The organism is Caulobacter sp. S45, from assembly GCF_009765965.1.
Taxonomy (GTDB): Bacteria; Pseudomonadota; Alphaproteobacteria; order Caulobacterales; family Caulobacteraceae; genus CAHJWH01.
Genome location: NZ_LMUL01000014.1, coordinates 2,241,390 through 2,261,118, shown reverse-complemented (window position 1 = coordinate 2,261,118; position 19,729 = coordinate 2,241,390). Strand labels below are relative to the sequence as shown.

Annotated in this window: 19 protein-coding genes; 10 read left to right on the top strand and 9 right to left on the bottom strand. The window is 68.4% G+C overall.

All coding sequences use genetic code 11. The features are described 5' to 3' along the window. Positions 1–15: 15 nt before the first annotated feature. From GSQ87_RS17565 to GSQ87_RS17530, 8 genes are all read left to right on the top strand, one after another. Positions 16–690: a GntR family transcriptional regulator gene (locus GSQ87_RS17565; protein ID WP_158917854.1), complete on the top strand. Its 675-nt coding sequence runs from the start codon at positions 16–18 to the stop codon at positions 688–690. Between the two features lie 292 nt (positions 691–982). Beyond that, the gene (locus tag GSQ87_RS17560) at positions 983–1,771 is read left to right on the top strand and encodes an ABC transporter permease (protein ID WP_158916635.1); all 789 of its coding nucleotides are present in this window, start codon (positions 983–985) and stop codon (positions 1,769–1,771) included. A 9-nt stretch (positions 1,772–1,780) separates the two neighbouring features. Then, positions 1,781–2,542, top strand: coding sequence for an ABC transporter ATP-binding protein (locus tag GSQ87_RS17555; RefSeq protein ID WP_158916633.1), 762 nt, complete (start codon positions 1,781–1,783; stop codon positions 2,540–2,542). A 9-nt stretch (positions 2,543–2,551) separates the two neighbouring features. Next, the gene (locus GSQ87_RS17550; RefSeq protein WP_158916631.1) at positions 2,552–2,812 is read left to right on the top strand and encodes a hypothetical protein; all 261 of its coding nucleotides are present in this window, start codon (positions 2,552–2,554) and stop codon (positions 2,810–2,812) included. 167 nt (positions 2,813–2,979) lie between these two features. Further along, entirely contained in the window at positions 2,980–4,152 is a 1,173-nt protein-coding gene (locus GSQ87_RS17545; protein WP_158916629.1) for a glycosyltransferase family 4 protein, read from the top strand. Beyond that, positions 4,152–5,249: a mannose-1-phosphate guanylyltransferase gene (locus GSQ87_RS17540; RefSeq protein WP_254063066.1), complete on the top strand. Its 1,098-nt coding sequence runs from the start codon at positions 4,152–4,154 to the stop codon at positions 5,247–5,249. The genes GSQ87_RS17545 and GSQ87_RS17540 overlap by 1 nt, the downstream gene beginning before the upstream one ends. 67 nt (positions 5,250–5,316) lie before the next feature. Beyond that, entirely contained in the window at positions 5,317–7,269 is a 1,953-nt protein-coding gene (uvrC, locus tag GSQ87_RS17535) for an excinuclease ABC subunit UvrC (protein ID WP_158916627.1), read from the top strand. A gap of 75 nt (positions 7,270–7,344) precedes the next feature. Continuing rightward, positions 7,345–8,853 carry a glycosyltransferase family 39 protein gene (locus GSQ87_RS17530; RefSeq protein ID WP_158916625.1) on the top strand — a complete coding sequence of 503 codons (1,509 nt, stop codon included), beginning with the start codon at positions 7,345–7,347 and terminating at the stop codon, positions 8,851–8,853. On the opposite strand, the gene GSQ87_RS17525 is transcribed toward GSQ87_RS17530, so the two are convergent. The 6 genes from GSQ87_RS17525 to GSQ87_RS17500 all read right to left on the bottom strand — a co-directional run bounded on the left by GSQ87_RS17525 (position 8,837) and on the right by GSQ87_RS17500 (position 14,942). Further along, complete coding sequence (locus tag GSQ87_RS17525; RefSeq protein WP_158916623.1) at positions 8,837–10,363, bottom strand: glycosyltransferase family 39 protein; 1,527 nt, start codon at positions 10,361–10,363, stop codon at positions 8,837–8,839. The two genes, GSQ87_RS17530 and GSQ87_RS17525, sit on opposite strands and share 17 nt — an antisense overlap. A gap of 150 nt (positions 10,364–10,513) precedes the next feature. Beyond that, complete coding sequence (locus tag GSQ87_RS17520) at positions 10,514–11,449, bottom strand: retroviral-like aspartic protease family protein (protein WP_158916621.1); 936 nt, start codon at positions 11,447–11,449, stop codon at positions 10,514–10,516. Positions 11,450–11,558: 109 nt separating this feature from the next. Next, complete coding sequence (purU, locus tag GSQ87_RS17515) at positions 11,559–12,407, bottom strand: formyltetrahydrofolate deformylase (protein ID WP_158916619.1); 849 nt, start codon at positions 12,405–12,407, stop codon at positions 11,559–11,561. A gap of 30 nt (positions 12,408–12,437) precedes the next feature. Continuing rightward, positions 12,438–13,670 (bottom strand): beta-ketoacyl-ACP synthase I, encoded by a 1,233-nt coding sequence (gene fabB / locus GSQ87_RS17510; protein WP_158916617.1) that lies wholly within the window; start codon positions 13,668–13,670, stop codon positions 12,438–12,440. Between the two features lie 35 nt (positions 13,671–13,705). Next, positions 13,706–14,227, bottom strand: a complete 522-nt coding sequence (fabA, locus tag GSQ87_RS17505) for a 3-hydroxyacyl-[acyl-carrier-protein] dehydratase FabA (protein WP_158916615.1) — start codon at positions 14,225–14,227, stop codon at positions 13,706–13,708. 151 nt (positions 14,228–14,378) lie between these two features. After that, on the bottom strand, positions 14,379–14,942 hold the full coding sequence (locus GSQ87_RS17500) for an SH3 domain-containing protein (protein ID WP_254063065.1): 564 nt from the start codon (positions 14,940–14,942) through the stop codon (positions 14,379–14,381). 21 nt (positions 14,943–14,963) lie between these two features. Here GSQ87_RS17500 and GSQ87_RS17495 point away from each other — a divergent pair, with 21 nt between their 5' ends. Beyond that, on the top strand, positions 14,964–15,950 hold the full coding sequence (locus tag GSQ87_RS17495; RefSeq protein ID WP_158916613.1) for a D-glycerate dehydrogenase: 987 nt from the start codon (positions 14,964–14,966) through the stop codon (positions 15,948–15,950). Between the two features lie 25 nt (positions 15,951–15,975). Here the strand turns inward: GSQ87_RS17495 and GSQ87_RS17490 are convergent, their stop codons facing one another. From GSQ87_RS17490 to trmD, 3 genes are all read right to left on the bottom strand, one after another. Then, positions 15,976–16,287 (bottom strand): hypothetical protein, encoded by a 312-nt coding sequence (locus GSQ87_RS17490; RefSeq protein WP_158916611.1) that lies wholly within the window; start codon positions 16,285–16,287, stop codon positions 15,976–15,978. A gap of 255 nt (positions 16,288–16,542) precedes the next feature. Beyond that, the gene (gene rplS / locus GSQ87_RS17485; protein ID WP_158916609.1) at positions 16,543–16,935 is read right to left on the bottom strand and encodes a 50S ribosomal protein L19; all 393 of its coding nucleotides are present in this window, start codon (positions 16,933–16,935) and stop codon (positions 16,543–16,545) included. A gap of 33 nt (positions 16,936–16,968) precedes the next feature. Beyond that, complete coding sequence (gene trmD, locus GSQ87_RS17480; RefSeq protein WP_158917848.1) at positions 16,969–17,700, bottom strand: tRNA (guanosine(37)-N1)-methyltransferase TrmD; 732 nt, start codon at positions 17,698–17,700, stop codon at positions 16,969–16,971. Positions 17,701–17,817: 117 nt separating this feature from the next. Here trmD and GSQ87_RS17475 point away from each other — a divergent pair, with 117 nt between their 5' ends. Next, positions 17,818–19,623: a M3 family oligoendopeptidase gene (locus GSQ87_RS17475; protein WP_158916607.1), complete on the top strand. Its 1,806-nt coding sequence runs from the start codon at positions 17,818–17,820 to the stop codon at positions 19,621–19,623. Positions 19,624–19,729 lie beyond the last annotated feature (106 nt).

Here is a 19,729-nt window from a genome sequence, read left to right as displayed (position 1 = left end):
CAAGTCGCCAGCCGAATGAAAGGCCCCGACGCCAGCGTCTCCGCGGATGGCGATTGGTCGCCTGGACTTCAGAAGGCGCGCGTCTACGAACAGCTCCTGCTGGACATCATCCTGGGCGAGCTTCGCCCCCTCGGGGTCCTGGACGAGCGGGCCCTGGCCGCGAAATACGTTGCGGGCGTCTCCGGCGTGCGCGACGCCTTAGGCCGGCTGGCGCTGGAGGGCCTGGTGCTGCGCCGACCACGGGTGGGGACGGTCGTCGCCCCCCTGGACATCCGCGAGATCGAGAACGCCTTCCAGGTCCGCCACATGCTGGAGGCGCGCACCGCCGCCCTGGCGGCGCAAAACGCCACGGCAAGCGACCTGCTCGCCATCGAGTCCGCCTTCGTGGGGGCCGAAGCGGCGGTGGAGGCCGGCGACTTCCGCGCCCTGCTGGAAATGGATCGCCGCTTCCACAAGGCGGTGGCGGCGGCGACGCATAACCCCATGCTGGCTCGCTTCGTCGTGTCGCTGCAGAATATCGCCACCCGGTTCTGGATCTACGCCATGGAGAAACAGAGCCCGGCGGAGCAGCTCGCCGACATCGAGCTTCACCGCACCCTGGCCGCGGCGATTGGCGCGCGCGACGCCCGTACGGCGGAAATGTGCGGGGAGAAGCTGGTTGGCGACGCGCCGAGCGCCTATCCGCGCTAGATCAAGCAGTTCGCGTTCGATGCGACGCAACTCGTCGTAGAGTGGGGTGCCGGAGGATCGCGTGGAAGCCGTGTCTTGTTTCGTCGGGGTCGATCTGTTAGCTCCGCCGGGAACATCAGCGGCGGCAGGAGCGCTTCACCAGCGCTCGTCGCCAATCGGTTCGCAAGGATATTCCAAACTGAAACATTGAGGGCGTTTGCACAGCTGGGCCGCCCCAAAATCGCCTTTTGACACCTGGACAGACGGCCGGCCACGCAGCCCGGCTGGATCAGCACACTTGGATTGGAACTAGATGGACGCTGTCGAAGGCGCCGTTCGCGACATCATCGACGGGTTCCGGCTGACGCCGCTGTGGTCCCGCCTGGGCTGGGAACAGACCGTCGCCCGCTTCCGCCGCACCATCCTGGGCCCTTTCTGGCTGACCGCCAACCTGCTGGCGATCTCCTTCGCGCTCGCCTTCGTCTTCGGCGCTTTGTCGGGCGTCGACTACCGCACCAACTTCCCCACCATCATCGGCGGCATCCTCGCCTGGAACTTGATCGGCGGCGTGCTCGGCGAGGCTTCGGGCGTCTTCCTCGCCTCAGCCGGCCTTATGCAGACGATGAAGCTGCCGCTGACCTTCCACGTTCTGCTGATGATGCACCGGGCCTTCATCAACTTCCTGGCCCAGTTGATCGCCTTCTGGGTGGTCCTGGCGCTGCTGCGCCTGGGCGCCCTGCCCACCTGGCACATCCTGCTCAGCCTGCCCCTGGTGCTGGCCAACATGACCTTGATGAGCCTGATCGTCGCCATCCCCTCCACCCGCTTCCGCGACATCAACCAGACGGTGCTGTTCCTCACCCAGATATTGTTCTTCCTGACTCCGATCTTCTGGGCCCCGGCCACCGCAGCGAGGCCCCTGCGGTTGGTGGCGCAATACAGCCCCCTCGCCCACCTGCTCGAACTGGTCCGCCAGCCCCTGCTCGGCCACGCGCCTGCGCTGCTGAGCTGGGAGTGGGGCTTCGCCACCCTGTTCGCCCAGTTCGCGATCGTCATCGTCATGCTTGCGCTGTTCCGCAAGCGCGTCGTGTTCTGGCTGTAGGGAGCGATCATGAGCTGTTCGGTCCGCCTCGACGGCGTCACCCTGGACTATTACGTCTACAGCGTGCGCGCCCAGTCGCTGCGCAACGCCGTGTTCAACATGGCCGTCGGCGGCAAGCTCTATAAGGACCAGGGCGACATCACCGTCGTGCGCGCTCTGGAAAACGTCAGTTTCAACCTCGAGGAAGGCGATCGTCTGGCCCTGATCGGCCATAACGGCTCGGGCAAGACCACCCTGCTCAAGGTCATCGCCGGCATCTACCTGCCCGCCCGGGGCCGGGTGGACGTCCAAGGCGAGATGACCAGCATGATCGCGCTCGGCGCGGGTCTGGATATGGACGCCACCGGCCTGCAGAATATCCGCAAGATGGGGGCCATGCGCATGATCCCCGCCAAGGCCATCGACGCGCGCATGGGCGCGATCGTGGAGTTCTCCGGCCTGGGCGACTTCGTGCGCCTGCCGATGAAGACCTACTCCCAGGGCATGATGGCGCGGCTGATGTTCGCCTGCGCCACCGAGTTCGACGCCGACGTGCTGGTGCTCGACGAGTGGCTGGCGGCCGGCGACGCCGACTTCATAACCAAGGCGATGGAGCGGATGCAGGGCTTTGTCGACCGGGCCAAGATCGTGGTCATGGGCACCCACAACTTCGCCCTCGCCCAGCAGGTCTGCAACAAGGTGTGCGTGATGGACAGCGGGCGCATCACCTATTTCGGTCCCACCGAAGGCTGGGTCGCCGGCGGCGGCGGCCTGAAGATGGCGGAGGCCTGAGAGGCGATCATGGCCCCCAAGGACTATTCCAGGATCCACGACCCCGAGGCCGAGCGCACTCGCGCCGAGTTGTGGATCATCATCGCCATCGTCGTGGTCGTCATCCTCGGCGCCCTCGCCTGGCGCGTCGTCGCCCATAAGCCCGCCAAACCCGCCAACAGCGTCCCCGCCGCACCGAACGCCGCCCCAGCCAACGCCATGAGCGGCGTACCTGCCGCCCCAGCCGGTATACAGCCTCACCCCGCACCCCTACCCGCAACGCCGCAGTAAGGCCCGCAGATTCCGACGCCACGCCCAAACGCCATAGCCGCCCATCCAAGGTCGCCGCCATGACGGCGAGCCTCCTGCGGCGAACGTGGCAGGGGCTGCCCGAAAGATGGCGCCGATCCGCCCACCTATCCTGGGATCGTGCGCTCACGGCGATCACACCGACGCTGATGGCCGTTGTCTGGCGCCGAGGACGGCCGGCGGCCCCTCCCCTCCTGGTCGCCGGCTTATTTTCCTCGAGCACGGGACTTGGTCAGGGCGCGCGACTGTTCGCCCAGGCGCTCGCCGGCGCCTGCGAGGTCGCAACCCTGGACGTGGGGCCCACGCTCCATGCACCCGCGGACCTTGGCGATCCCCTACGCTCCGCCCACCCGCTCAGGGGCGGCGTGGTCGTGACCCACTTCAATCCGACCGAGCTCGTTCGCTTCTTGCCACGCACCCTTGGTCAGGCGCTGTGGGGACGCCGGCACATCGGCTACTGGGCATGGGAGTTGCCGACCATTCCGCAAAGCTGGCTGAAGGCGTTCGCCTATGTGGACGAGGTCTGGTGCCCCTCCAACTTCACAGCCGAGGCGGTGCGCAAGGCTGCGCCTCCCGGCATTCCGATCCATGTCGTGCCGCACCCGATCTTCATGATTCCACGCCTGGAGGCCGATCGCGCCCGGTTCGGACTACCCGTGGACGCCTGCATCACGCTCATGGGCCTGGACCTGAAGTCCACCGCCGCTCGCAAGAACCCCTGGGGCGGTCTCGAAGCGTTCCGGCGCGCCATGCCCGAACCGCGCGCGGGCGTGCGGCTGGTCTGCAAACTGTCCGGCGCGCGCCAGGAACCCGCCCTGTTCGACGCGCTCAAACAGGAGGCGGAAACGCGTAGCGATATCGTGTTGCTCTCGGAAGACCTCTCAACCGAAGACATGACGCGCCTGATCGCCAGCGCCGACATCCTATTATCCTTGCACCGTGCCGAAGGATTCGGCTTGTTGCCCGCCGAAGCCATGTGGCTCGGAAAATGCGTGGTCGCCACCGCCTGGTCCGGCAATATGGACTTCATGAATGAGGCGTCTTCGGTGCTCGTGGGCTGGCGCCCCATTCCGGTCGAAGATCCCCAGGCGCTTTATGCAGGCGGATGGTGGGCAGATCCGGACCTGGATGCGGCGGCGGCGGCGCTGCGCACCCTGATCGCCGATCCGAGCGCACGGTCGGCCCTCGGCGCCCGAGCTCGCGCCAGGGCGGAGGAAGTGTTCGACCGGCGCAAGTGGCTGTCGCACGTGTCGAGCATGCTGGGACAACCCCGTCCGCCTGACTCGGGGCGACGCAACGATGAAACAGGAGCTTGGATTTGATGGCGGCAGACGCGAGGACGCCGATGCGGATCGTTCCGGTCATCATGTCCGGCGGATCGGGGACCCGGCTCTGGCCGCTGTCCACCGACGCACGGCCCAAGCAGTTCCACCCCCTGGGCGGCGCCGCGACCATGATCCAGGCGACCGCACTCAGGTTCTCGCCGGAGTCGGGCCTGGAAATGGGCCTGAGCTTCCTGCCTCCGATCATCATCTGCAACCGCGCCCACGAAGCGCTGGCGCGAGATCATCTGAAGGCGATCGGGGTCGAGCCCCTCGCCGTGGTGCTCGAGCCGTTCGGGCGCAACACCGCCGCCGTGGCCGCCATGGCGGCGAAGCTGGTGCAGGAGCTCTGTCCTGGCGCCCTGGCGGTGCTGCTGCCCGCCGACCATGTGATCGCCGACGAACGGGCGTTTCGCGCGGCCGTGGCCTGCGGCGTGGCGGCGTCGACGCGGATCGTCACCTTCGGCATCACGCCGACCGCGCCTGAGACCGGCTACGGCTATATCCAGAGCGGAGCGCCGATCTGCGAAGGCGTGTTCGAAGTGGTCCGCTTCGCCGAAAAGCCCGCGCGGGCGATCGCCGAAGCCTACGTGGCGGAGGGCGGCTATTCATGGAATGGCGGCATCTTCCTGTTCGCGCCGGAAGTGATGCTGTCGGAACTCGAGGCCCACCGCCCGGACATCCTGACGGCGGTGACGGTCGCCCTGGACGCCGCCGAGCGCGAAGACACGACGATCCGCCTGACCGACGCGACCTTCGCCGCCGTACCCTCCGAATCGGTGGACGTGGCGGTGATGGAGCCGACCCGCCTGGCGGCGGTCGCCCCCTGCACGGCCGGCTGGGCGGACATCGGCTCCTGGAGCGAACTCTGGCGGCTGGGCGACAAGGATGCGCGCGGCAACGTCACCCCCGCCCATTCCGTGGTGCTGGACAGCGACGACTGCATGGTCTGGGCCGACATCGGGGTGCAGGTGGGCGTGGTGGGCCTTCGCGACGTGATCGTGGTGGCCGCTGGCGGCGCGGTGGTGGTGCTGCCCAAGGACCGGGCCCAGGACGTCAAGCGCGTGGTCGAGACTCTGCGGGCTCGCAAAGCCTAAACCCGCGACCCCCAAGGGCGACAACCCGCCCGCGACGCGGCGGGATCGCCACGCCTATATAGGCGCCATGAGCGAACTCCCCGCCGCGCCCCAGGCCACGTCCGCCGAGGCCGAGCGTCCCGAAGCTGCGCGTCTCGTCGGCATGGCCCTGATCCAGGACGAGGTTAAGCGCCTGCCCGACGCGCCGGGCGTCTACCGCATGATCGGCGAGGAGGCCGAGGTGCTGTACGTGGGCAAGGCGCGCTCGCTGAAGAAGCGCGTCGGCCACTACGCCCAGGGCCGGTTCCACAGCCAGCGCATCGCCCACATGGTCCACCTGACCCGGTCGATGGAGTTCATCACCACCGGCACCGAGACCCAGGCCCTGCTGCTGGAAGCCAACCTGATCAAGCGGCTGAAGCCCCGCTTCAACGTGGTGCTGCGCGACGACAAGAGCTTCGCCGAGATCCTGCTCCGCCGCGACCATGTCGCCCCCCAGGTGCGCAAGCACCGCGGCGCCCACACCATTCCCGGCGACTATTTCGGGCCCTTCGCCAGCACCTGGGCGGTGAACCGCACCGTCAACATCCTACAGAAGGCCTTCCTGCTGCGGTCCTGTTCGGACAGCGTCTACGACAGCCGCACACGCCCCTGCCTGCTGCACCAGATCAAGCGCTGCTCGGCGCCCTGCACCGGGCTGGTCTCGCAGGCCGACTACGCCGGCCTGGTGGACGAGGCGCACCAGTTCCTCACCGGCAAGAGCCGCGCGGTGATGGAGCGGCTGTCGACCGAGATGTCGGCCGCTGCGGAGGAGATGGAGTTCGAGCGCGCCGCCCGCCTGCGCGACCGCATCCGCGCCCTCTCGGCGATCTCGATGGAGCAGTCGATCAATCCCGAGACGGTGGACGAGGCCGACGTCTTCGCCCTTCACGTCGAGGGCGGCCAGGCCTGCGTCCAGGTGTTCTTCTTCCGCGCCGGCCAGAACTGGGGCAACCGCGCCTACTTCCCCCGAGTGAACACCATGATCGGGGACGAAATCCGGGAAGGCGAAGAGCCTACGGAAGCGGACGAGGCTGGGCTGATCCTCGACGCCTTCCTGGGCCAGTTCTACGAGGACAAGCCGGTCCCGCGCCTGGTCCTGCTGTCCACCGACGTGCCCAACCGCGAGCTGCTGGCCGAGGCCTTCTGCATCCAGACTGGCCACAAGGTGGAAATCGCCGTCCCCCAGCGTGGCGAGAAGCGCGAGCTGATCGCCCACGCCATGACCAACGCCAAGGAAGCCCTGGGCCGGCGGATGGCCGAAGGCTCGGCTCAGGCCAAACTACTGGCGGGCGTCTGCGAGGCGTTCGGCCTGGAAGCGCCGCCGGAACGGATCGAGGTCTACGACAACTCCCACATCATGGGGACCAATGCGGTCGGCGGCATGATCGTGGCCGGGCCGGAGGGGTTCCAGAAGAACGCCTATCGAAAGTTCAACATCCGCGGCGAGGACCTGGTCCCCGGCGACGACTTCGGCATGATGCGCGAGGTGATGCAGCGCCGTTTCGGCCGGCTGGTGAAGGAAGAGGAAGCCGGCGAGACCCCGCCGCGCCCGGACCTGGTGCTGGTCGACGGCGGCCAGGGCCAGCTCGACGCGGCCCTGACCATCCTGCAGGGCCTGGGCCTGCACGATGTTCCCGTGGTCGGCGTGGCCAAGGGACCGGACCGCGACGCGGGGCTGGAGCGCTTCTTCGTGCCGGGACGAGCGGCGCCGTTCATGTTCGAGCCCAAGAGCCCGATCCTCTACTACCTCCAGCGCCTGCGCGACGAGGCCCACCGCTTCGCCATCGGCACCCACCGGACCAAGCGCCGGATCGACATGGCCAAGAATCCGCTGGACGAGATCGAGGGCGTGGGTCCCGGCCGCAAGCGCGCCATGCTGCACGCGTTCGGTTCGGCGCGCGGCGTCTCGCGCGCGTCGGTCGCCGACCTGGAGAAGGTGGACGGGGTGAGCCGGGCGCTGGCGGAGCGCGTCTACGGCTTCTTCCACAAGAACGGCTGACGCGCCGGTCCTTCAGTGATCCAGCCTGGAGAGGCGCCGCTTCCATCCGGGCCCGACCTGCTCTAGGGCAGAAACATGCCCCTCGCTAAGACCGGCCCGACGTCCACGCGCACACCCCCGCCCAGAGCCTTGCTGATCCTAGGAGCCGTCGCCCTACTCACGGCGCTGTGGCTTGAGTTCTGGGTGCAGCGGAACGACGCTTTCTGGCTCGACGAGAGCTGGACCGGGGCCATCGTCGGGCAGCGCTCCTGGATCGACACCTTCCACCAGGTCTACTGGGACGTGAACGCACCGCTCTATTACCTGCTGATGCACCTGTGGCAGGGCGTGTTCGGGCTGTCCGACGCGGCGATGCGCGTGCCCAGCCTGATCTGCGCCGTGCTGACGCCCCTGGCCCTGACCTTCACGCCGGTCGAGAGCCTCCCGCGCGCCGAGCGGCTGACCTGGGGCGCCGTGACGGCGCTGTGGTTCCCCGCGCTGTGCTTCGCCCAGGAAGCGCGCTGCTACGCCCTGCTGCTGTTCGTCAGCGCACTCCAGACCCTCGCCTTCCTGCGCCTGATGCATCGACCGGACACGGGACGGGCCACGGTCTGGGCGGCGCTGGGCGCGACGGCGATCCTGACCCACTACGACGCCATCCTGCTGGCCGCCGCCCAGGGGATGATCTACCTCGCGGTCCACCGCCTGCGCGCCGTGAAGACTTGGCCGGCGGCCCTGGCCTTCCTGCCGGCGTTCGGCTGGCTGGTGTTCCACCTGCCCCGCATCCAGGCCTTCGCGCGGCCCGATATCGCCTGGTACTCGCCCCTGCAACCCTCCCAGCTGTGGGCGGTGGCGGGCTATATCGCCGGGCGCGAGCCGCAGCTGTGGGCGCTCGGCTTCATCGCGGCGGGATCGCTGACCCTGCGCTTCGCCTGGCCGGGGCGGGGGCGCATGGAGCGGGGGGAGACCAGCGCCTGGTTCGCGCTGCTGGCGGCGGCGATCGGAGCGTCGGTGCTGATCACGATGGGCTTTTTCCGGCCGAGCTTCGCCTTCCGCTACCTGACGCCGTTCGCGCCGGGCATCCTGCTGGGGTTCGTTCTGACGGCCCGGCTGCTGGCCGGCCAGCGCGCGGTCTACGCCTTCGCCGCCCTGATCGTCGCCTTTGGGGCGCTCAGCGGCTGGGCCCTCACCGCCCAGCATTTCCGCATGGCGCCGCGCCGCTACAACTTCGAGCGCGCCTCGGCGGCGCTCGCGCGAAGCCATCCCTCGCGCCTGGTGTTCCTGTGGGACCATCCGGTGGACCCGGTGCTGCATCCCGAACAGCTCGCGGCGTTGGGCGGCTTCTTCCTCCACCGCGCCGGCGCCCAAATCCCCGTGGATGCGGTGATCCTGAAGCCCGGTGAGGACCCCAACATCCGCTTGCTCAGCGAGGCCGCACCTCAGGGTTCGGCGATCCTGTGGCTCTATGACAGCGTGGTCCAGGGCACCGCCGCCAACCGCATCCGCCCCGCGATCACCCATCTGGACCCCAGCTGGGGGTGCCGTCAGTACGGGTCCGGGCGCTTCGGCGTGCTCGGCTGCACCCGGCTCACGCCAGGCCGGTGATCCGCGCCAGCACGCAATCGCGGTCGCGCAGCCGCACCGTCAGGCGATAGTCGTCGCGCAGCCGGTCCAGGGCGGACGGATCGCAGGTGACGATATCGGCGCCCACGCCCAGCCATACCTGCGCCGGTAGGATGGCCACCTGGAGCCCCCGGCCGGCTTCGCGCAGGGCGTAGAATTTCAGGATCGGGTTGTAGGCCTTGAAGCCCGCGGCGTTGGCGAAGCCGTCGTCCACCGCGATCACCGAACGCGCGGCGTGGGCGGCCTCGATCCGGGCGAACAGCCGCGCGTAGCCGAACTGGGGGCCGTCGAGGTCCCCGTGGCTGGTGGTCGTGGCCGTCTGCTGCAGGAAGACGGTGAAGGCCATCGCCGCCGCGAGCGCCATCCCCGTCCCGATACCCATCGCCGAGGCGAGCCTCGGTTTGAGCCGGGCGAGCAGGTCGGAGGTCCCCACCGCCGCCGCCGTGGCGAACAGCGGGATCATCGGCGTGGCGTACCAGTCGAGCTTGCTCTTGGCCGCCGACAGCACCGCCAGCAAAGCGACCGCCGACAGGATGGCGACCAGCGCCAGGGACCGCCGCCGGACATCGCGCCCCGCCAGGGGCAGGACGGCGGTCGATAGCAGGATCAGGCCGGGCTCGAAGCGTGTCGCCAGGACCTGGAGGTAGTAGTCCGACCCGCCCCGGTGCTCGTCGCTGACGGTCATGAACCGGCCGCCGACCTCGTTGGCCAGGACGGCGCGGATGTAGCCGGGATCGAATCGCTCGCGCAGCAGATAGTAGCCGAGGCATACACCGAGCGCCGCCGCCGCGATCAGCCAGGTCCGCCAGTCCCGCACCATGGCGAGCAGGGCCTTGGACCGGACCAGAGCGAAGACCACGAGGCCCGGCGCCGCCAGCAGGCCCGCCACCCCCTTGGTCATCACCGCCAGCATGGCGAACGCGCCGGTCGCCGCCAGCCACCTCACCCGGCGACGCCCATCCTCGAACGCCGCCCATCCCGACAGCACGTAGCCGGCGACGAACAGGCTCTCCAGGGCGTCGAAATCGCCGGTGCGCGCGGCGTGCGCCCCGACATAGGCGAGCGAAGACAGCATCAGGGCGCCGCCGACGAAGGCGGCGATCCGATCCTTGAGGCCGAAACGCAGTGCGGTCCAAACCAGGCCCAAGGTCCCGAAGGCCGCAATCCAGGACGGCAGGCGGATCGCCATCAGCGGCGGCAGGCCGAGCTTCAGCCCCGCGGCCATCAGCCAGATCAGCAGGGGCGGCTTGGTGTTCCAGTGGTCGGGGACGCCGCCGAAGGTGGGGGTCAGCCAGTGGCCGTTAAGCGCGATCTCCAGCGCGTTGTTGGCGTTGCGGCTTTCGTCCCAAAGCTGGAGCGGCGTGGCGTCGTAACGCCAGACCAGGGCCGCGAAGGCGAACAGCGCCAGGGTGAGAAGCGAAAGCGCGTCCCACAGGGTCGGACGTGTCGGCCAGCCGGTGCGAGGCGGGGAAGCAGGCGGGACGACGCTCATGGCGTGTCCCTGGGCATGTTTCTCGCCATGTCTCTGCGTACAGCTCCGAGAGGGCTCGCCGAGACATGCTGCGACGGCCAAGCTGTTCCCTGGCGAGCGATCCGCCCGCGGTCAAGGCGACCCGGCGTCTTCCATGCGTGCGGAGGGGGTTCAGCCCTCGTCGGGGACGCGGAAACTGACTTCCTTGCGGCCGAAATCCACCGACACCCGGTCGAAATGGCGCAGCACGTCCATGCCCAGCAGCATGGCCGGCTGGTCGTTCAGGTCGAACTCCTTGAAGGTGTGGAGGTCGGCGAAGGCGATGGGCAGGTTGTGCAGGGTCACGCCGCCGATCTTCACGTTCGACAGGCTGGCGAACTGGGCGGGGGTGGTGCGGCCGGACACGCTGACCACGTCGACCGGCAACTTGCTGTCGCCCCGCCGCTGCCCGCGCACAAAATCGCGCAGGGCGAAGTTGCCGATAGTGTTCTGGGCGCCGGAGTCCAGGATCACGAAGATCGGCACCCGGCCGATAGAGGAGTCCACCAGCACGAGCTGACCCAACCGCCTGTGGGCATGGACGACGATGACGTCGGAGGCGAAATGCTCGCGCTTGGACGCCTCGACCGTCATGCGCTTGGCGTGGAAGTCCATCACCATGCGCTGGTCCCTCAGACTGTCGATGCCCAGCATGCCCACGGCGCCGAGGTTCGCCGCCGTCAGCATCGGCGCATCCACGTCCAGGATCTCTCGCACGCCCACGGCGAGCCGGGGGATGATGGCGGTGGGCGTGAGGTCGACGCCGGCGGTGCCGTTGACCACCACCGGCTCGCCCGGCTTGAGGTCGAGGGTGGCGGCAAGCTCGGCCGAGATCACGGTGCGATCCGCGCCGGTGTCGATGACGAAGGGAAAGGGTCCCTGCCCGTTGACCATCACCGGCACCGTCATACGGTCGGCGGCGTCGCGCGCGGCGGCCAGGGAGTCGGTCTGCGATGTCGGGATGCGCGTTATCGGCCCGGTCAGCACCGGCGGAGTCGCGTGACTTGAACTGGTCGAGGTCACGCATAGCGCAGCGAGGGCCACACCTAACAAGCCAGAACGCGTCACCTTCGCCTCCCTTATATTTTTAAGGGAAGTATACATCCGATGACGAATTTTCCCTAACGCGGACGGCTGGAATGCTTCCCCAGAGGAGACATCGGAGCCATCACGCGCATTACGGGAAAACGACCGTGCGGCTGCCGTTCAGCAGGATGCGGCGCTCGGCGTGCCATTTGATCGCCCTGGCCAAAACCTGCGCCTCGATATCGCGTCCCACCGCCACGAAATCGGCGATGCTCAGGCTGTGCTGCACGCGCTCCACCGCCTGTTCGATGATCGGTCCCTCGTCCAGGTCGCTGGTGACATAATGGGCCGTGGCCCCGATCAGCTTCACGCCCAGGGCATGGGCGCGGTGATAGGGCTTGGCCCCCTTGAAGCTGGGCAGGAAGGAATGGTGGATGTTGATCGTCCGCTCGCTCCACCGCGCGCACAGCTCCGGCGAGAGCACCTGCATGTAGCGGGCGAGCACGATCAGCTCGGCGCCGGACGCCTCCACCGCCTCGATCAGCCGCGCCTCCTGCGCCGCCTTGCCGGCGTCCAGCGGCAGGTGGTGGAAGGGGACGCCCGACGCCTCGGCCAGGTCGCGGAAGTCCTCGTGGTTGGAGACCACCGCGCGGATATCTATGGGCAGGGCGCCGATGCGGGCGCGAAACAGCAGGTCGTTCAGGCAGTGCCCGAGCCGCGACACCATGATCACCGTCGGCGTGGGCGCGGCCTGGTCGTAGAAGCGGACGTCCATGCCATAGCGGGCCGCCACCGGCGCGAACGCCAGCCGTAGCGCGTCCAGGGTCAAGGCGTTGGGCGCCTCCACCACCGAGCGCATGAAGAACCGCCCCACCACACCGTCGCCGAACTGGCCGCTCTCCAGAATGTTGCAGTCCTGGGCCGCCAGGCAGCCGGCCACGTCGGCGACGATGCCGATCCGGTCGGCGCAGGTCAGGGTGACGATATAGGTCCGGCGCACGGAGCAACCTCGCGGAGGCTTGGGAAACCTCTAGCGATCGTAGCGGCTAATCACCAAGGAACCGTTGGTGCCGCCGAAGCCGAAGCTGTTGGACATGACGGTCTGGAGCTGGGCTCCGTCCTGTCTCGCGCGCAGGATCGGCAGGCCGGCGAAGGCCTCGTCCAGATTGTCGATGTGGGCGCTCTCGGCGATGAAGCCGTGCTGCATCATCAGCAGGCAGTAGATCGCCTCCTGCGCGCCCGCTGCGCCCAGGCTGTGGCCAGTCAGCGACTTGGTGGAGGAGATGGCGGGAAGCTTGTCGCCGAACACCTCCCGGATGGCCTGGGTTTCCTTGGCGTCGCCGATCGGGGTGCCGGTGCCGTGCGGGTTGAGGTAGTCGATGGGCGCCTTCACGTCCTGCAACGCCAGACGCATGCAGCGCACCGCGCCCTCGCCGGACGGGGCGACCATGTCGTGGGCGTCGGCGTTGGCCGCGTAGCCGACGATCTCGCCATAGATCTTGGCGCCGCGGGCCAGGGCGCGTTCGAGATCCTCCACCACCACGATCCCAGCCCCTCCGGCGATGACGAAGCCGTCGCGGTCGCGGTCATAGGCGCGCGAGGCCACTGCTGGGCGGTCGTTGAAGTCCGACGACATCGCGCCCATGGCGTCGAACATCACCGACAGGGTCCAGTCCAGCTCCTCGCAGCCGCCGGCGAACACTAGGTCCTGCTTGCCGAGCTGGATCTGTTCGTAGGCTGCGCCGATGCAGTGGGTGGAGGTCGCGCAGGCCGAGGAGATCGAATAGTTGATCCCCCGCGTCTTGAACCAGGTGGACAGCACCGCCGACGGGCCCGAGCACATGGCCTTGGGCACGGCGAAGGGGCCGACCCGCTTGGGGCCCTTGGCGCGGGTGGTCTCGGCGGCCTGGACGATGGCGCGGGTGGAGGGGCCGCCGGCACCGACGATCAGGCCGGTGCGCTCATGGGCGATCTCGGCCGGCTGCAGACCGGAGTCGGCGATGGCCTGTTCCATGGCCAGGTGGGCGTAGGCGAGGCCGGGGCTGAGGAACCGGGCGGCGCGGCGATCCACCAACGCCTCCCAGTCGATCGGCTTGCCGTCGATATGGGGTGGCGCGTGAACCTGACAGCGGAAGCCCAGCTCGGCGTATTCCGGCGCGGCGACGACGCCGGAACGCGCCTCGCGCAACGAGGTCGTCACCTCATCGGCCGTACCGCCGATAGAGGACACGATGCCGATGCCGGTTATCACGACGCGGCGCATAGTCTCTCCGCCCCCCTACCTCGGTGTGGACCTGGTCAGACCAGGTCCTTGGCGTCGAACAGGCCGACGCGCAAATCCTGGGCGCTGTAGATCGGCTTGCCGTCCGCTTCCATGACGCCGTCCGCCACGCCCATCACCAGCTTGCGGATGATCACCCGCTTGAAGTCGATCTTGTAGACCACTTTCTTGACAGCTGGCGTCACCTGGCCGGTGAATTTAACCTCGCCCACGCCGAGCGCCCGTCCGCGCCCCGGCGCGCCGGACCAGCCGAGGAAGAAGCCCACCAGTTGCCACATGGCGTCCAGGCCCAGACAGCCCGGCATCACCGGATCGCCATAGAAGTGGCAGAGGAAAAACCACTGCTCGGGGCTGATGTCGAGTTCGGCTCGGATGAAGCCCTTGCCGTGCGTACCGCCGTCCTTGCTGATCTCGGTGATGCGATCGACCATCAGCATGGGCGGGGCGGGAAGCTGCGCGTTTCCCGGACCGAACATCTCGCCACGGGCGCAGGACAGCAGGTCCTCGGTATCGAAACTGGTCTTGGCGGCGGCCGTCATTCGGGGGTCTTATATCCTTAAGCGAGAGCCGCCGGTGGCGGAACCGGCGGGTCGAGCCGCCCCGGTTACACGACCAAGGCCGCCGCCTCAACCGCGGCCGTGAGATTGGCCAGGCGAAGATCGATGCGACGCGGGAAACAACGAAGCGGCTTCAGTGGCACTGGGGCGGATCGGCGGCGCCCCAGACGGCTCCGGCCGGAGCCCAACCCTTGGCGTGGCCGACCGAGACCTCGCACCAGCCGTCCTTGCAGCCCTTCAGGTCGGCCAGCGCGTGGCCGACCAGGGTGGCGCTGACGGCGGCGGTGTCGCTGGGATGGGCGCGCAGTTGGAGGTCCTCGGCCCGGGTCCTCAGCACCGTGCGCTGGGCCTCGGTGGTACGTCGGTGGATCCAGGACATGGCGCCGCTATAGTCGCACACGCGGCGCCACTCCTGCGTCTCCGCCACCACCTGCAGCGGCAGGCCCTTCACCTGGTAGATCCAGAGCAGCTTGTATTCGTCGCCGGGACCGCCGCGCGCGTTCACCTTGCCGAACTTCAGCGAGATGTAGCGCGGCACCGGCAGGCCGGAGGGCGTCTGGCGCCCGGCCTGAGGCGCCGGCTGCCCGGAATGACGCGAACAGCCCCCCAAGCACAAGGCGGCGACGACCGCAAAGCTCAGCGCCCATTGGCCCCCACCGGCCGCTTTGCTACAGACCGTGGTCCCGAGCGTGCTCACGCGCTCTATTCATGCCCCCTCATGGCCAATCGCAAGCTCAAAGTCGTCGTCACACGCAAACTCCCCGAAGCGGTGGAGACGCGTATGCGCGAACTGTTCGATGTCGAGCTGAACCCTCATGACCTGCCGCTGGACGCCGATGCCCTGGCGGCGGCGCTGGCGCGGGCCGACGTACTGGCGCCCACCGTCACCGACCGCATCGACGCCCAAGCGCTCGCCCATGCCGGGCCGAACCTGAAGCTGATCGCCAATTTCGGGGCGGGCTTCGACCATATCGACGTCGCCGCGGCCAACCTGCGCGGGATCACGGTGACCAACACGCCGGGCGTGCTGACCGAAGACACCGCCGACATGGCCATGGCGCTGATCCTGGCCAACCTGCGCCGGATGGTGGAGGGCGTGCGGGCGCTGGAACGCGGCCAGTTCGTCGGCTGGACCCCCACCTGGATGCTGGGCCGCCGGGTGCGCGGCAAGTCGCTCGGCATCGTCGGCATGGGCCGGATCGGCCAGGCGCTGGCGCGGCGGGCGAAGGCGTTCGGCCTGTCGATCCACTACCACAACCGCAAACCCGTCCCGGCCCGCATCGCCCAGGAACTCGACGCCACCTACTGGGAAAGCCTGGATCAGATGCTCGCCCGCATGGACGTGATCTCGGTCAACTGCCCCCATACGCCCGGCACCTATCACCTGTTGTCGGCCCGGCGGCTCAAGCTGATGCCGGCCCACGCCATCCTGATCAACACCGCCCGCGGCGAGATCGTCGACGAGACGGCGCTGGCCAACATGTTGGCGGAGGGCGCGTTGGCGGGGGCTGGACTAGATGTGTTCGAGCACGAACCGGCGGTCAATCCGCGCCTGCTGAAACTGCCCAATGTCGTGTTGCTACCACATATGGGCTCGGCCACGGCGGAGGCCCGTGCGGAGACCGGCGACAAGGTGATCATCAACATCAAGGCGTTCGAGGATGGGCATAAGCCGCCCGACCGGGTGCTGCCCTCCATGCTTTGAGGGCGCGCCTGGGTTCGCCGACCGCTTAGGCCGAGGCGCCCAGAAGCCGCATGGATACGCGCACGACCTCCGTCCGCGCGCCGCCCCTGGCCGCCCCCACGGTCGCGGAGGCTTCATCCTCGGCGACGACCTGGAAGACATGCAGCGCGTCGGGGGCCTTGCACAGCCACACCCCCTGCTCAGCGTCGAGGCGGGCCCGGCTGGACGCCTGCGCCAGAATGGCGGCGCGCTGTTCGGCCGCTTCGTGCGAAACAGCCTTGGCCACCGTTTTGACGATGTCCGGTTCGCCGGTCGGATCAGCGCCAGCGAGCCATGTCCGTCGGACCACGAAATACATTACCGCACGTCGTCCCCACTCTACTTGGTCGAGTGTAAGCGGCTTCGACTGGAAAATGTTCAACGCGATTCAACTTGATAGATCGCGAACGCGACAAATGCGCCCAGGTGTGTCGAGGGCGACACACTGGGGACGGGGACCGCCGGCGGCCATACGCAAAAACCTGAGCGCCCGGGGCGCTCAGGTTCGAGCTTAGACAATCGTATTTGGGGACAGACCCTGTCGCCACCGCGCAAGAGCGGCGGCCGGCAGCGATCAGGCCTCCGAGGGGGCCTCGACCTTGGTCTGGGTCACCTTGCGTTCGGCGATACGAGCCGACTTCCCGCGGCGATCGCGCAGATAATAGAGCTTGGCGCGGCGCACGGCGCCCCGGCGCTTCACTTCGATGCTTTCGATGTTGGGCGACATGACGGGGAACACCCGCTCGACGCCTTCGCCGAAGCTGATCTTGCGGACGGTGAAGTTCTCTTGGACGCCCTGGCCGGCGCGGGCGATGCACACGCCTTCGAAAGCCTGGATCCGCTCCCGCTCGCCTTCCTTGATGCGCACGTTGACGCGCAGGGTGTCGCCGGCCTGGAAGTCCACCGACGCGCGGCGCTCGCCCAGACGAGCGGCTTCTTCGGCTTCGAGTTGTTGAATGACGTTCATCGGTCTCAATCCTTCGCTGACTATGACTGGGCTTCAGCCGCCCTTTGCCTGTTGATTGGCGAGATAGGCCGACCAGAGATCTGGCCGTCTTTCCCGCGTCGCCTGTTCCCGCTCCGCCTGCCGCCACTTGGCGATCGCCGCGTGGTTGCCGGAAAGCAGGATCTCGGGGATGTCGATCCCCTCGAACGTCCGCGGTCGGGTGAACTGCGGATGTTCGAGGAGACCGTCCTCGAAACTCTCTTCACTGAGCGATGCGGCCTGCCCAAGAACGCCGGGCACCAACCGTACGCACGCCTCGATCGCCACCATCGCCGCCGCCTCGCCACCGGCGAGGACCGCATCGCCGACGGCGACCTCTTCGAACCCCCGGGCGTCGAGCACCCGCTGATCCACCCCCTCGAACCGGCCGCAGAGCACCACCACGCCCGGCCCCGCCGCCCACTCGCGCACGCGCGCCTGGGTTAGGGGAAATCCGCGCGCGCTCATGTACAAAAACGGCCGTCCCGCGCCCTCGATGGAATCGAGGGCAGCTGCGATGACGTCCGCTTTCAGCACCTGGCCCGCGCCGCCACCCGCAGGGGTGTCGTCGAGGAACCCGCGCTTATCCTTGGAAAAGGCGCGAATGTCCACTGTCTCCAGCGCCCACAGGCCCGATTCCCGCCAGGCCGTGCCGATCAGGCTGACCCCCAGCGGGCCGGGAAAGGCGTCCGGGAACATGGTCAGCACGGTGGCTGCAAAGGGCGGGGCGGCCGGAAGCACGGCCATGGGATCGGCGGGAGGATCGGAAGGCATGTGTCAGCAATGGCTCATGTGCACGCGATCGCCAACAGGACCGCGCCTTTCCGCGTTGATCGCCGAAGCGCGCGGGTTCATACGGCGCCTATGACCGTACATGTCGCCGCCCCTGTGTCGCTGTCCTCAGACGCGCCCGAGTGGAGCCTGACAGACCTTTACAAAGACCCGAGCGACCCCGCGATCGAAACCGATCTGAAGGCCGCGCGCGTCGCCGTCGACGAGTTGGTGAAGCTGAAGGGCGCCTTCGTGGCCGCCCGCGCCAACGCCGAACGGCTGGGCCTGCTGATCAATCAGGCCATGACCCTGACCGAGCGGTTCACCAACCTGCTGTCCGCCTCCGCCGCCTACGCCAGCCTGTCCGCCTCGACCGCGCGCGACGATCCCGCCTGGGCCAAGTTCGAGGGCGACCTGCGCGCGCGCCAGGCCGCCATCGCCGCCGACACCGTGTTCCTGACCCTGGAGCTGAACCAGCTCGAGGACTGGGAGATCGAGGGCGCGCTGAAGGCCAACCCCGTCGCCGCCAAGTGGCGGCCCTGGATTCGCCGGGTGCGGCTGGTGCGCGAGCACGAGCTGACCCCCGACCTGGAGCGCCTGCTGGTGGACCGCGGCCCGGCGGTCGCCAACTGGAGTCGGCTATACGACGAGACCCTGGCCCGGCTGACGGTGACGGTCGCCGGCGAGGGCCTGACCCTGGCCGAGGCGCTGAACCGGCTGTCCGATCCCTCGCCGGCCCAGCGCAAGTTGGCGGCCGAGGGCTTGGCCACGGCGCTGGAGGCGACCGCGCCGGTGCAGGGGCTGTGCCTCAACACCCTGGCGTTCGAAAAGCAGGTCGAGGACCGCTGGCGCAAGTTCACCTTCCCCGCCCAACCCCGCCACATCGCCAACGAGGTCGACGCCGACGCCGTGGACGCCCTGGAGGCGGCGGTGGTGGATGCCTATCCGCGCGTCTCCCACCGCTACTACGCACTGAAGGCCAAGGCCCTGGGCAAGGACGTGCTGGACTACTGGGACCGCAATGCGCCGCTCGGCGAAGGTCCGCAGCGCCGCTACGCCTGGGTGGAGGCGCGCACCGTGGTGCTGGACGCCTTCCGCGCCCTCACCCCCGCCTTCGCCGAACGGGCGCAACGGTTCTTCGATAATCCCTGGATCGACGCCCGGCCGCGTCCCGGCAAGGCGTCGGGGGCCTATTCGCATCCCGTGTCGTCCGACAAGCACCCCTACGTGCTCATGAACTTCATGGGCGAGCGGCGCGACGTGCTGACCCTGGCCCACGAACTCGGCCATGCGGTGCATCAGACCCTGGCCGCGCCGCTGGGCACGCTGCTGTCCGACACCCCGCTGACCATGGCCGAGACCGCGTCGATCTTCGGCGAGGGCCTGGTGTTCGAGCGGCTGCTAGCCGAAGCGACCGGCGAGGAGCGGCGCGTCCTGCTGGCCGGGCGGATCGAGGATGGACTGAACACCGTGTTCCGCCAGATCGCCTTCCACCGCTTCGAGACCCGCTTCCACGCCGAACGCGTGCAGGGCGAGTTGTCGGTCGAGCAGATCGGCGCCCTATGGCTGGAGGTGATGGGCGAAAGCCTGGGACCGGCCGTCCGGCTGAACGCGGGCTACGAGCACTACTGGACCTATGTCAGCCACTTCGTGCACGCGCCGTTCTACGTCTACGCCTACGCCTTCGGGGACCTGCTGGTCTCGGCGCTGATGGAGCGGCGCCGCGCCGACCCGGAAGGCTTCGCACCGCTTTATGAGGGGCTGCTCGCCGCTGGTGGGACCAAGACCTATGTCGAGGCCCTGGCGCCGTTCAAGATGGACCCCCGCCAGAAGTCCTTCTGGGCCGAGGGTTGCGCACGGCTGGAGCGTCTGGTCGACGAGTTCGAAGCCCTGACCTGAACGAAGCTCGGGCCTGGGTTTAAACACCCGGATCGCGCCCCGGCGCATTCACCCGACATGATGAACGGAAACGGCCGGCCCCGTCGCCGGGGCCGGCCGTGATTCA

Coding starts and splice junctions, on each gene's coding strand:
- uvrC (WP_158916627.1), top strand. CDS start 5,317: ATGAGCGAACTCCCCGCCGCGCCCCAGGCCACGTCCGCCGAGGCCGAG.
- GSQ87_RS17560 (WP_158916635.1), top strand. CDS start 983: ATGGACGCTGTCGAAGGCGCCGTTCGCGACATCATCGACGGGTTCCGG.
- GSQ87_RS17530 (WP_158916625.1), top strand. CDS start 7,345: ATGCCCCTCGCTAAGACCGGCCCGACGTCCACGCGCACACCCCCGCCC.
- fabA (WP_158916615.1), bottom strand. CDS start 14,227: ATGACGGCCGCCGCCAAGACCAGTTTCGATACCGAGGACCTGCTGTCC.
- GSQ87_RS17525 (WP_158916623.1), bottom strand. CDS start 10,363: ATGAGCGTCGTCCCGCCTGCTTCCCCGCCTCGCACCGGCTGGCCGACA.
- GSQ87_RS17540 (WP_254063066.1), top strand. CDS start 4,152: ATGGCGGCAGACGCGAGGACGCCGATGCGGATCGTTCCGGTCATCATG.
- GSQ87_RS17545 (WP_158916629.1), top strand. CDS start 2,980: ATGGCCGTTGTCTGGCGCCGAGGACGGCCGGCGGCCCCTCCCCTCCTG.
- GSQ87_RS17495 (WP_158916613.1), top strand. CDS start 14,964: ATGGCCAATCGCAAGCTCAAAGTCGTCGTCACACGCAAACTCCCCGAA.
- GSQ87_RS17490 (WP_158916611.1), bottom strand. CDS start 16,287: ATGTATTTCGTGGTCCGACGGACATGGCTCGCTGGCGCTGATCCGACC.
- fabB (WP_158916617.1), bottom strand. CDS start 13,670: ATGCGCCGCGTCGTGATAACCGGCATCGGCATCGTGTCCTCTATCGGC.
- GSQ87_RS17550 (WP_158916631.1), top strand. CDS start 2,552: ATGGCCCCCAAGGACTATTCCAGGATCCACGACCCCGAGGCCGAGCGC.
- GSQ87_RS17475 (WP_158916607.1), top strand. CDS start 17,818: ATGACCGTACATGTCGCCGCCCCTGTGTCGCTGTCCTCAGACGCGCCC.
- rplS (WP_158916609.1), bottom strand. CDS start 16,935: ATGAACGTCATTCAACAACTCGAAGCCGAAGAAGCCGCTCGTCTGGGC.
- GSQ87_RS17565 (WP_158917854.1), top strand. CDS start 16: ATGAAAGGCCCCGACGCCAGCGTCTCCGCGGATGGCGATTGGTCGCCT.
- trmD (WP_158917848.1), bottom strand. CDS start 17,700: ATGGCCGTGCTTCCGGCCGCCCCGCCCTTTGCAGCCACCGTGCTGACC.
- GSQ87_RS17555 (WP_158916633.1), top strand. CDS start 1,781: ATGAGCTGTTCGGTCCGCCTCGACGGCGTCACCCTGGACTATTACGTC.